Source organism: Prosthecobacter sp., from assembly GCF_044373815.1.
GTDB lineage: Bacteria > Verrucomicrobiota > Verrucomicrobiia > Verrucomicrobiales > Verrucomicrobiaceae > Prosthecobacter.
This window is the reverse complement of record NZ_JBIPNG010000188.1, coordinates 1-11,684: the sequence shown is the minus strand read 5'-3', so window position 1 is coordinate 11,684 and position 11,684 is coordinate 1. Positions and strand designations below refer to the sequence as shown.

Sequence of the window (11,684 nt, the reverse complement as noted above, 5' to 3'; positions counted from 1 at the left end):
CGGACCCGGATTCTTGGCATGGCCGAGGACTGTGAACACGGCGGCGGCGGGGGCATAGCCGATGATGGTCGCATGGTGAGTGTCCATCCAGATTCCGAACCGCTTTTTGATTTTGTCTGACATAGGGACGCACTGACGGGTCAACGGCACGGATAGCAAGGGGGTAATGCCCAGGTGGTAGTACACCCCAGTCTACTGCCTCACAAGCTAACCCATCCACGGCCGAACTAAACGGGTGCAAGCAGCGGCTCCCATGGCATTTGTTGTGTCATTGATGACTCGAGCAAGCCATCGCCTGATCCGCACCCCACATGAACATGAATTCTAAACCTGATATAGTTCTAGAGTTTCTTGAGGCGTTCGAGGAGGTCTTCGACAAGGATTGGGACTACACGAAGCAGATGCTTGGTATCTCCGGTCAGACTGAGGACCAGAAGCGTAGCGACGCCGAACTTGGCTTAGTGGCTATGCCGATAGTTGCTGACGATGGCACATTTGTTCACCCCAAGGTGGAAGATGAGGTCGAGGATTGGGGGAATCGAGCGCGGCTTTTGGCGGCCTATCGAGCGCTCAAGAAGGGGCTTGGGGGTTAGGCAGATGAGGATGCTTCCAATGAGCCATCAAACAGTCCTTTTATCGAGCTTTGAAGAATATCTCACCAACGGTGGTGATTCACCCGAGGAGCAAGATGAACGAAAACTTGAGCGCCAGGAGCGTCTGGTGCGATTTCCCTATTCGGTCATGTTGCAGGTTTCGTTTCCCGAACTCGATTTTGCGAATCGATGGTGTTGGAGACGCTTTGGACCCAGCTACGGCGAATGCATGCAGCGGTACTCAGAATACCGGGTGTGCAATCTCTCAGAACCCCATTCTCACCTGGGCGTGTGGACGTGCGAATGGTTCGTGAAAACCGACTATGACTTTGGTTTTAACGAGTGGTATTTTGCCGAAGAGTACAACCGAGAAAGTTTCCTCGGAAGTGTGAACGATATCAATTGGGGAGAGAATTTTCCCAAGCCCTGACAAAGCGCCGTGGCCAACACGTTGGCTCAGCTTCCTCCATGGAAACCGATCACACCACCTCATCCCCCAGCCGCTTGTCAGGCACGAGGTAGCCCTGCACGTAATCCCGCACCGCTTCAGCCAGCGGGGTGATCTCGGTGCTGAACCCTGAGCCGCGCAGTTTGGTGATGTCGGCGCAGGTGTAGTACTGGTACTTGGACTGCAGGTGCTCGGGCATGTCGATGAACTCGATGTTCGGTTCCTTGCCGAGGGCGGTGAAGATGGCGGTGGCGAGTTCGATCCAGGTATGGGCTGCACCGGAGCCGAGATTGAAGAGGCCGCCGGCGCTCGGGGTTTCAGCGAGGTGGAGGGTCATGCGGATGGCGTCCTTCACGTAGAGGAAGTCGCGCATCTGCTCGCCGTCCTTGTAGTCGGGGCGGTGGGATTTGAAGAGCTGGACCTTGCCGGTGGCGAGGATCTGGCCGCAGGCTTTGTGCACGAGGCTGCGCATGTCGGCCTTGTGGTCTTCGTTGGGGCCATAGACGTTGAAGTACTTGAGGCCGACGATGTTCGGCAGCCAGCCTTCGCGTCGGGCGTGGAGGTCGAAGAGGTGCTTGGAGTAGCCGTACATGTTCAGCGGGCGCAGGGCGTGGATGTCGGGCATTTGATCGTCCATGCCGTGGGCGCCGTCCCCGTAGGTGGCGGCGGAGGAGGCATACACAAAGCGGGTCTGATTGGCGAGAGACCACTGGCAGAGCTGCTTGGTGAACTCGTAATTGTTCCGCATCAGGTAGTCGGCGTCGCGCTCCGTGGTGGCGGAGCAGGCGCCGAGGTGGAGGACGAGGTCAAAATGTCCGAGCTTGCTGGGGCTGTGCAGCACGGCCTGCAGGAGGTCGTTGCCGTCGATGTAGTCGGCAAACTTGAGCGGGACGAGGTTCTTCCACTTTTCGTCGCTGCTCAGGCGGTCGCAGACGACGATGTTTTCGCAGCCCCGGCGGTTCAGCTCCCAGACGAGGGCGCTGCCGATGAATCCGGCTCCGCCGGTGATGAGGATGCGACTTTCCGTGTTTTTCATGAGCCCGTCTGGTAACGGGAAAACCACCGGGATTCAAGCCGGAGCTTGAGTCATGATCAATCCCTCTCCTGCCAGGTATCCTACACCGCTCAGGATGAGTGCTCTTGGCGAGAAACGGCCTAAGCCGCCATGGCCTCGGGCTGCTGGGCGGAGTGCATGGGGAGCTGCTCGCGCCAGAGGGCCGGGTGCAGGAAAGTGACGCGTGGGTCGCGGTCCCATTCGCCTTCCCAGCCGATCAAGGTCTCCATGACGATGGGATGCGGGCACTGGATGGCGGGATAGAGCCATTGCTGATCCGCCACTACGAGCTTGGGAATCAAGGCATTACCGTGATATTCGATTTCCCATCCTAAAAGAAGAGGTTCTTCGTCCGTGAAACCGGCGAGTCCCTTGGGGTGCTCCACCCAGCCAACGAGTCCGCTGCTGTTCAGGGCGTCCCAGACTTCGCGCATTTCCAGATCCACACGAACGGCGAACCCTTTGGTCTTGGCGTGGCCACCATTGACGGGATCCCGGCTGACGAGGCCGAACAGAATGCTGGTGGGGCAGTTGTCAGGGACGATATCCACCTGAAAACCAAAGCGGATGGGATGATCTGGCAGCACCAAACTTCCATAGCTTTGAAGCTGGAAGCCTGAGAATGCGGGATCAGCAGCAGCAGTGGCAATGAGTGATTCCATGGAATTCTAAAAAATTAGGATTAGTTTATTAAAATTGCACTGTGTTATTGAAATTTCAAAGCATTTTATGCAAATCCCTTACTTTTGTCACTCAAAATCTTAAAAACTAACTGTCACAAGCAAAGCTGGACGGATGCCACATGCGTTAAAATTTCTGCCAAAGTAGCGGATTCCTTACCGCGACGCTATTGACGAAACTGCTGCGCTTGATACCAAATGTACCTCGTGGCACTAGCTTCACCGATTAACTGCGTCGAAACCGACCTGACAGCCGATTTTCGCGATCAATTTCTCCTCACCTACCAGCACATGTTGCTGTCCCGGGTGTTGGAAGAAAAGCTTGGTTCGCTCTATCGGGCGGGCGGTCGTATCGTCGGCGGGGTCTATCTGGGCAAAGGCCAGGAGGCTTTCAGTGCCGCGCTGGGGGTGCAATTGCGGAAGGGCCGGGACATTTACGGTCCCCTGATCCGTGACCAGGCAGGCCGTATTGCTTTTGGCGAGCCGATCATTGACACCGTGCGCACTTACTTGGGAGCGGTCACCGGCCCCATGCGCGGTAGGGATGGCAACATTCACCGTGGACGCCCTAAAGAGGGGCACATGGCCATGATCAGCCACTTGGGCAGCCTGCTTTCGGTGGTGGCCGGCGGACTCTTCGCCCGGCGTCTGGCAGGAACTTTGGCCGACAGCATTGGAGCCACCAGCATTGGCGATGGAGGCACCTCCACCGGTGCCTTCCACGAAGGTCTGAACATGGCGGCGGTGGAAAAGCTGCCCATCATCGTGAGCATCGCGAACAATCAGTACGCCTACTCCACGCCCAACACCCGCCAGTATGCCTGTGAGAATCTGGTGGATCGTGCGGCGGGATACGGCATCGAAGGTGTGACGGTGGACGCCACGGATCTCGCCTCCTGTTTGAAAGCCTTCAGGGCTGCCGTCGACAGGGCTCGCGCTGGCGGTGGCCCGCAGATGATCGTGGGCACGCTGCTGCGCCTGGCCGGGCATGGCGAGCACGATGACGCCTCCTACATTCCTGATACCAAGCGGCAGGGCCCCTCCGCACGCGACTGCCTGCAGGTGGCCGAAGACTTCGCCCGTGATCGCGGCTGGATGTCCTCTGCTGATCTGCGCGAGCTCAATGAAGAGGTGCGCCGCAACGTCGACCAAACCGTTTCCAAAGTGTCCAAAGAACCAGCTCCTGATCCCTTCAAAGAAAACTGGCAGGCCCTGTCCTGCGCTGAGCTTGTGGAGGGACAGCACGAAGCATGAGCATCACTTACCTCGAAGCCATTCGAGAGGCCCAGTATGAGGCCCTGCGCGACGACCCATCCGTGTTCCTCTACGGGCAGGACATCGCCACCTTCGGCGGCGCGTTCAAAGCCACGAAGAACCTCAGCAAGGAATTTCCCAACCGCGTTTTCGATGCCCCCATCAGCGAAGACGCGATGGTCGGCATGGCCATTGGCGCGGCGGTGGAGGGTGCCCGGCCCATCATTGAGATGCAGTTCGCCGATTTCTCTTCCATCGGTTTCAATCAGATCGTCAATCAGGCGGCCACGCTCTACTGGCGCACGAACGTGCCGTGCCCCATCACCATCCGCCTGCCCTCCGGCGGCACGGCGGGCAGCGGGCCGTTTCACAGCCAGTCCATGGAGGCCATCTATGCGCACTATCCCGGCCTGGTGATCGTGACGCCTGCCACCGTGGAAGATGCCTACTGGATGCTGCTGGACAGCGTGAAGCTGAACGACCCCGTCATCTTCTGCGAGCACAAGTTCCTCTACTACCATCTCAAGGCCGACCAGATCGGCGACCGCGAGCTGCCCATCGGCAAGGCGCGCATCGCACGTCCGGGCCGCCACGCCACCATCGTGACGTACAGTGCCATGGTGCATGAGGCCCTGCGCGCTGCTGAGGAACTGCAGCTCGATGGTTATCAGATCGAAGTCGTCGATCTCCGCTCTGTGAAGCCCATGGACACGGACACCATCCTGGCTTCCGTGGCCCGCACCGGACGTTTGCTGGCCCTTGGTGAGGCCTTCCCTTGGGGCGGCGTCACGGCGGAAATCATCGCCCGCGTCACCACGGATGGCTTCCATCTGCTGGACGCCCCTCCGATGCGGCTGAACTCCAAGGACACGCCGATCCCGTATCATCCGAATCTCTGGAAGTCGCATCGTCCCACCACCTCCACCATCGCGGCCGCTCTTCGGCGTTTGCTGCGCAATTAAATCAGCCTCCCCGTTTTTCAGCATTCCGTCATGCGCACCATTCCCATCTTGATGCCTCAGCTTGGCGAGTCCATCGCCGAAGCCACCATCATTCGTATTTTGGTCGAGCCCGGTCGTGTGGTTGAGGCAGGCTGTGATCTCTTTGAAGTCGAGACGAACAAGGCCACCATGGCCGTCACCGCACCGTGCGCCGGCACCATTGGCCAGATCGTGGCCACCGCACAGACCAGCTACGCCGTCGGTTCCACGCTCGCTGCTTTTGAGATCACCTTGGAAAACGCCCAGTCGCTGGGCCTGATGGATGAACCCAAGCCTGCGACCTCCACCCCGAGCGCGACCCGCACCGGCTCTGAGGAAGTGGAAAACCTCCACTTCAAGATCAGCGACAACGACGTCATTTCCACACGTCAGCCCACCGTCGAGCCCGTCGTCGGCGGACTGCCGGTGCCTGCGGGTGCCACGGGTGCCAGCTACATTTCCCCGCGCATGCGTGCCCGCATGCTGGAGCTGGGCCTGAACGCCTCCGACCTCGCGGGTGTGCCCGGCACGGGTGCAGGTGGTCGTGTGACCGTCGAAGATTTCGAAGCCTTCCTGCGTGCGCTGGAGCAGCACCGCATGACGCCCGCCTCGCCCATGCGCATCGCCGTGGCGGATTCCATGCGCCGCAGCTGGACGCGTCCGCTCGCCACCGTGGGCAGTCCAATCATGCTGGATGCCATGCTCGCGCATCGCAAAAAGACCGATCCCAAGCCCGGCCCCGCGCTCTACGTCATTCGTGCCCTCGCTTTGGCGCTGGCTGAGAACACCGCCTTTGCCGGACGCCTGGTGGGCAATCGCATCGTGCATCCGCTGGCCATCGACATCGGCTTCGCCGTGGAAGTCGATGACGGCGTCATGGTGCCCACCCTGCGTGAAGTGGAAAAGACCCCCCTCGTCAAACTGGTGCCGACGTACAACAAGCTCGTCGAGCAGGCCCGTGCCCGTCGCCTGCCAAACGATGTGAAGCGTCCCGGTATCGCCACCGTGACCAATTTCGGCACCTTCGGCATCGTGTGGGCCACACCCATCCCGCTGCCCGAGCAGAATCTTGTCCTTGGCCTCGGTGCTGGCAGCAAAGTGCCGCACTGGAGTGAGGAAGTGAACATGTTCATTCCTGTGACTGAAGCCGAGCTGACGCTGAGCTTTGACCACCGCGTGCTTGATGGTGGTGGCGCTGGACGCCTGCTCAAGCGTGTGGCCGAACTGCTGCAGAAACCCGAACTGCTCTGAGGTACGACAGACACTCTTGTCTGTCGGTCCAGCGCATTCGCCAGCATCTGCGCATCCACTTCACTTCATCCCAGTCGAGAAGCTCATGCACGACAAACCCACACTGCGCCAGGCCATGCGGGAACGCCTGCGTGCCATGGATGAAGCCACGCGCAGTGAGACGGGCGTGCACATTGCAGCCCACCTCAAGCACCTGGCCGCCACCTGGCCTGCCGGTGTCACCGTAGCCCTCTTTGGCGGATTGAAAAATGAGCCTGATCTCGTGACGTATCTGCTGCCTGCCTTGCACGCACAAGGAGTCCGCACCTGCTTCTTCCAAATCGAACATCAGGCGCTGCAGCCGAGACAGGTGCGCTCCTTGGAGGATCTGCATCGTGGCCAGATGAATGTCTGGGAGCCGAATCCGCAATGTCCGCACATCGACATCGCTGAGCTCGACATCATCCTCGTTCCAGGACTCGCTTTCACCCACGATGGGAAACGACTTGGGCGTGGGGGGGGCTACTACGACCGCCTGCTGGCTCATCCTCAATGCCGCGCCGAACGCATCGCCGTTGCCTTCGATGTTCAGATTGTGGATCACATCACCGTCGAGTTTCACGATCAGCACATCCATCAAATCATCACGGAATCCGGCTTGATCCAATCGTCCGCATCTTGAATGAGTGATGATCAGTTGAGTGACTCTGGTCTCCGCCATTCGTCATTCCACATTCGGCATTCGTCATTTCTCCTCTCATGAAGCTCATTCTCGAAATCGTCAGCTCCGGCACCGCCTACCTGGAGAAACGCAAGATCGATGAAGCCCGGCTGAACATGGAGCATCTGCTGGCCCACGTCCTGGGTTGTCGGCGGCTCGATCTTTACCTGCGCTTCAGCGAGCCCGTGCCGGAGGAGGATCTCGTGACGCTGCGCGAGCTGCTGCGCCGTCGTGGGGAAGGGGAGCCGCTGCAGCATCTGCTCGGCACCGTCGAATTCTGCGGCCACGAATTTGTGAGCGACCACCGTGCCCTCATCCCGCGTCCGGAAACGGAAACGCTCGTGGAACTCGTGCTCAAAAAATGTGCCACCGCACCCGCACGTGTGCTCGACATGGCCACTGGCTCCGGCTGCATCGGCCTTAGCTTGTCCAAAGCCTGGCCGCTCAGTGACGTCATCCTCGCCGACATCAGTGAAGACGCCCTCGACCTCGCCCGGCTCAATGCCTCGCGCCTCAGCGCCAACGTCAAACTCCTGCGCAGCGATCTCTTCGAAAAGATCACTGGCAGCTTTGATCTCATCGTCGCCAATCTTCCCTACATCCCCAGCGCCGAGATCCCGACGCTTAGCGTCGAGGTGAAGCGTGATCCAGTACTCGCTCTTGATGGAGGACCTGACGGCCTGCGTATCGTGGAGCGCTTCTTGAATGATGCGCTGCCGCATCTCAACTCAGGGGCGCTTATCGCACTCGAAGTGGGGCATGATCAGGGGGCGCCGGTTGCAGCACGCTGCACAGAGCTCGGCTATTTAAATGCCAGCACGGCGGCAGACCTGGCGGGGATTCACCGGTTTGTGTTTGCGGTGGCACCTCCAAGTCATCTTGCAGATGCTGAGCCTTGATGGGTGGCGGCGTAACTAAGGCGCCTTTGAATTTGGCTAGGCCCAAATGAAGCAAGATTCATCATCATGATGTGACTTGAAAGTTATCGTACAAGCCATGCTGAAAATTCAAAGGATTGACCAAGAGCTGCTCGAACATCCAAAATATCCCAGGAGGGGTTGGATCGGAGTGGATCTCGATGGCACCTTGGCCATGTCTGATCCCGACGCTGAGCCGCATTGCATTGGCCTTCCCGTGCCGCACATGCTTAAGCGGGTGAAGCATTGGATCGAAACGGGCCGCACTGTCAAAATCTTCACCGCTCGTGCCGGTAACGTCCAGGATGAGGAAAGTATTCATCAATGGTGCACTCGTCACGGGCTGCCGAAGCTGGAAATCACCAATCGCAAAGATCACAAAATGATCGCCTTGTGGGATGACCGCGCCGTAGGCGTCGTCAGGAATACTGGCCTCCCCATTCTGCCGGGGTCGATGTCCTTGTGGCAGTCCGTGCGTCTGCGCTTGGTTCAGATGATAGGCGGCAGTGCTTTTATGAAGGCGGATCGCCGCCAGCTTAAGGACCATTTTCCTGCGGTGAGTGAAACCGGACGGGAATTGTGTGAGTTTGGAGGATAGGTTTTGCATGCAGCCAGGACCGTGGAGCAGGCTCACGAAGAGAGGGGGCGGCAATCCCCGACGATTATGTGTTTGCGGTGGCTCCGCATCTTCAGGTAAAGCTCAACGCTGCCTCACAGCTCCCCCATCCCCCCGCGCTTGATCCAGGCGTTGAGTGGTTCGAACTGGGAGACGTCGATGGTGATGCCGCAGCCGAAGGGGGCGGCGTTCACGCTCTGAAGATCCAGCCTGCCATTTTCGATGTTCAAGGTCGCGAAGCCCTGGGCATGGCGGTGGTACAATCCGGCGTGGGTGGTAAGTACTGCGTCCTGGGTGGCGGGGGAGTGCATGCTGAGGCCGCGGAAGTAGTGGTGGCCGTTGCGCTCGACGTGGGTGACGCCTAGCAGGGCCATGACGCTGAGGTCCTGCAGCAGGGACACGGGGCCGACGTTGGCGAGGTCTTCGCCACTGAGGATGGGGCCGCCGCGAATGACAGGGGTGCGCTTCTTGAGCAGGGCGGCATTGGCGAGGCCTTTGACGATGCCTTTGCAGTTCTTGTGGCTGGTGCCGCGATAGCCGAGGTCGAGCGCGCGGGGCAGATCCGAGAGGGAGCCGTCGCTTTCGTCAATGATCATACCGGGGCCTTCGGTCCATGATTGCAGGGTCGCGGCCACGTCATCGTTCAGGGCTTGTGAACGATGCAGCGGCTGCTCGATGAGGAGCAGGTTTTGGAATAGCGGTGCGAGAGCGGCATCGGCGCTTAGCGTGGCGTAAAATTCACGGAAGGAGGCGAGATCGTAGAACTGCTCGTTGCCATCGAGCGTGGCGTGAAAGCCGGCGATGCAGTTTGCGGTGATGATGCGGGTGATCTCGCGCAGGCGTGGCAGGTCGGTCTCGGGTTTGCCGCAGACTTTGATTTTGAAATAGCGCAGGCCGTAGGCGCGGATGTTTTCCTCCAGTGTGTAAGGCAGGCCGTCGTCCAGGGTGCCATCGGCGGTGCTAAGAGGATCGCCGAGACCGACGGTGTGGCGCACGTGGATGTGGGAAAGGGGTGTGGGAGCGATGGCATCGGTCACGCGCATGCCACGCAGTTCTTCACGTACGGCACCGAGATCAATGCCAAGAACATCGGAGCGCAGCACGGCATGTAGGGGCTGGCCCAGGGCTTTGCAAAGGCCATCGAGCACGGAGCGCTCGATCAAGCTCACGCCCAGATTGGCGAGCAGGGAGGGAACTTCTTTGACCTTCGCCCAGTTGCTCTGTTCCGCATAAAGGTTCTGCCACCAGGTGAAGAAGCCCGTGGGTTTTTCAGCGGCGAGCCGGGCGATGCGTGAGGCATTCTGAATGACGGCGATCATCTCCGCGAGATCGAGCTCGAAGGGAGTGTCCGGATTCTTGGTGAACCACTTCGGCGGCAGGCCTTCGCTGGCGAGTCCGCTCACGGCTTTGCCATCCACAACCAGATTCACCGTGACGAAGAGGTGCGGCAGCGCGTTCATGCTGGCGATGCCGTACTTGAACGGGAACCGCGTGTGCATGGGCAGCACGTGGAAGTGGAAGGACTCGAGGGAGAAGGTCATGGCGAGGAAAAGACCTTTCAATGCTCATGTGGTCAAGGATTCAAGAGGTGGCGAAATCGATGAATCGTTTTCGTCTTCCTGTTCGTTCTCGAGCACGGTGATCCAATGCGAGTGGCCAAGCCATCTACCATCGACTAACGCCGGTGCGCAGTGAACGCGGCGCTGAGGAACAGCGCCGGCGAGCTTGAAAAACCTGCTCGTTCCGGCCTACTCCACCAGATACAAAATGCGCCCACAAGCCTCACACTGCGTCAGCTTTTCCGACTGCTTCAGCGACTGGATGACCCCGACGACCACCTTCATGTGGCAGCCACCGCACATGGCGTTTTCCATCGGCACGATGGCTGCATCGCCTTTCTTGATGAAGATTCGAGTGTAAAGATCGAGAGAATCGGGATCGATTGGCTCGGCCAGTTTGGCGCGTTCGGCGTTGAGGTCTTCGAGACGATTTTTCACGCCCACACCACGTTCTTCCAGATTTTTGAGTTCCTCGTTCACGCGGACCTGGGTGGCGGCCAGTTTGGCCTGCGCCTCCTTCAGCTTCGCCTTGGCGGCTTCGAGGGCTTCCATCTGCTCCAGCTCGCCGTCTTCCAGCTTGGTCACATCGCCCTCGTAGCGTTTGATTTCATGTCCGAGGGCGGCGAATTCGTCGTTCTTGCGCGTCTCGAACTGCTGGTCCTGCAAACGCTTGATGGAGGTCTGGCGCGTCTGGACATCGAGCTGAATGTTTTTGATCTTCACCTCGACTTCCTTCATGGCCAGATTCGCGGCATCCACGGCGGCTTGGTCTCCCGCGAGCTGCATTTTGGCCCGGGTTTGCATCGTGGGGATGTCCTTGAGGTCTTTCTGCAGGGCACGAATGCGCTGGTCACGTTCCTGAAGCTGAATGAGTTTCGTGATGTCTTGAAGCATGTACGTGGATGTAAGCCGAAACGGCGAAGGAGCACAAGCTCTCTATTGTCGGGTTCGGTGCGGGTTTTGGCCACTTGCTCCGGGGAGGTGGCAGCCTCGAACCTCGAACTGCTTGACCAGACCCTTACCCGGCGAAAAGGTACACCCCTTTTATTTCCCTCACTCCCTCAATCCATTCCCACGTGAAACCCACTCTTCTCATCCTCGCTGCCGGCATGGGCAGCCGTTACGGCGGCCTCAAACAACTCGATGCGATGGGACCTGCGGGCGAGGTGGTGCTGGATTACTCCGTCTTTGATGCGATCCGCGCGGGCTTCGGCAAGGTAGTGTTCGTCATCCGCCGTGACTTTGAGGAGCTCTTCCGCACGCAGATTGGCTCCAAGTATGCAGGCCGCATCGCGGTGGACTACGCGTTTCAGGATCTGCACGATCTCCCCGCCGGGTTCACCGTGCCGGAAGGCCGCACGAAGCCCTGGGGCACCGCGCACGCACTGCTCGCTGCCGAGAAGGTGGTGAACGAGCCCTTCCTCATGATCAATGCCGACGACTTCTACGGCCAGGATGCCTTCCAAAAGATCGCCGCAGATCTCATCCATTCACGTCCGCAGGATGGCAAAAGCCACTGGTCCATGGTGGGCTTCTACTTGAAGAACACGCTTTCAGAGCACGGCAGCGTCTCACGCGGCGTCTGCACCTGCGATGCCAGCGGCATGCTGAGCACGGTGCTGGAGATGACCA

The 11,684-nt window shown here is 59.3% G+C and carries 13 protein-coding genes; 9 read left to right on the top strand and 4 right to left on the bottom strand.

Translation table 11 applies throughout. The features are described from left to right. Positions 1-311 precede the first annotated feature (311 nt). Together ACIREA_RS16040 and ACIREA_RS16035 are read left to right on the top strand one after the other, a co-directional pair. Positions 312-593: a hypothetical protein gene (locus ACIREA_RS16040; protein ID WP_397383304.1), complete on the top strand. Its 282-nt coding sequence runs from the start codon at positions 312-314 to the stop codon at positions 591-593. A 19-nt stretch (positions 594-612) separates the two neighbouring features. Beyond that, on the top strand, positions 613-1,023 hold the full coding sequence (locus tag ACIREA_RS16035) for a hypothetical protein (protein ID WP_397383303.1): 411 nt from the start codon (positions 613-615) through the stop codon (positions 1,021-1,023). Positions 1,024-1,072: 49 nt separating this feature from the next. Here the strand turns inward: ACIREA_RS16035 and rfaD are convergent, their stop codons facing one another. Then, positions 1,073-2,077 (bottom strand): ADP-glyceromanno-heptose 6-epimerase, encoded by a 1,005-nt coding sequence (rfaD, locus tag ACIREA_RS16030; RefSeq protein WP_397383302.1) that lies wholly within the window; start codon positions 2,075-2,077, stop codon positions 1,073-1,075. A 119-nt stretch (positions 2,078-2,196) separates the two neighbouring features. Beyond that, complete coding sequence (locus ACIREA_RS16025) at positions 2,197-2,757, bottom strand: hypothetical protein (protein ID WP_397383301.1); 561 nt, start codon at positions 2,755-2,757, stop codon at positions 2,197-2,199. Between the two features lie 225 nt (positions 2,758-2,982). On the opposite strand from ACIREA_RS16025, the gene ACIREA_RS16020 reads away from it, so the two are divergent. The 6 genes from ACIREA_RS16020 (at position 2,983) to ACIREA_RS15995 (ending at position 8,475) form a co-directional block, all read left to right on the top strand. Beyond that, entirely contained in the window at positions 2,983-4,029 is a 1,047-nt protein-coding gene (locus tag ACIREA_RS16020; protein WP_397383300.1) for a thiamine pyrophosphate-dependent dehydrogenase E1 component subunit alpha, read from the top strand. Beyond that, entirely contained in the window at positions 4,026-4,991 is a 966-nt protein-coding gene (locus ACIREA_RS16015) for an alpha-ketoacid dehydrogenase subunit beta (RefSeq protein WP_397383299.1), read from the top strand. Before ACIREA_RS16020 ends, ACIREA_RS16015 begins: the two co-directional genes overlap by 4 nt. A 30-nt stretch (positions 4,992-5,021) precedes the next feature. Beyond that, a complete protein-coding gene (locus tag ACIREA_RS16010) occupies positions 5,022-6,260 on the top strand; it encodes a dihydrolipoamide acetyltransferase family protein (RefSeq protein WP_397383298.1) in 1,239 nt (412 codons plus the stop codon). An 85-nt stretch (positions 6,261-6,345) separates the two neighbouring features. Continuing rightward, positions 6,346-6,921, top strand: a complete 576-nt coding sequence (locus ACIREA_RS16005; protein ID WP_397383297.1) for a 5-formyltetrahydrofolate cyclo-ligase — start codon at positions 6,346-6,348, stop codon at positions 6,919-6,921. A gap of 77 nt (positions 6,922-6,998) precedes the next feature. Then, entirely contained in the window at positions 6,999-7,859 is an 861-nt protein-coding gene (prmC, locus tag ACIREA_RS16000) for a peptide chain release factor N(5)-glutamine methyltransferase (protein ID WP_397383296.1), read from the top strand. 97 nt (positions 7,860-7,956) lie between these two features. Further along, positions 7,957-8,475 carry a hypothetical protein gene (locus tag ACIREA_RS15995; RefSeq protein WP_397383295.1) on the top strand — a complete coding sequence of 173 codons (519 nt, stop codon included), beginning with the start codon at positions 7,957-7,959 and terminating at the stop codon, positions 8,473-8,475. 113 nt (positions 8,476-8,588) lie between these two features. Here the strand turns inward: ACIREA_RS15995 and ACIREA_RS15990 are convergent, their stop codons facing one another. After that, positions 8,589-10,034 (bottom strand): hypothetical protein, encoded by a 1,446-nt coding sequence (locus tag ACIREA_RS15990; protein WP_397383294.1) that lies wholly within the window; start codon positions 10,032-10,034, stop codon positions 8,589-8,591. A gap of 207 nt (positions 10,035-10,241) precedes the next feature. Further along, positions 10,242-10,946 carry a zinc ribbon domain-containing protein gene (locus ACIREA_RS15985; RefSeq protein WP_397383293.1) on the bottom strand — a complete coding sequence of 235 codons (705 nt, stop codon included), beginning with the start codon at positions 10,944-10,946 and terminating at the stop codon, positions 10,242-10,244. A gap of 182 nt (positions 10,947-11,128) precedes the next feature. On the opposite strand from ACIREA_RS15985, the gene ACIREA_RS15980 reads away from it, so the two are divergent. Next, a partial coding sequence (locus ACIREA_RS15980) for a sugar phosphate nucleotidyltransferase (RefSeq protein WP_397383292.1) occupies positions 11,129-11,684 on the top strand: 556 nt, incomplete at its 3' end.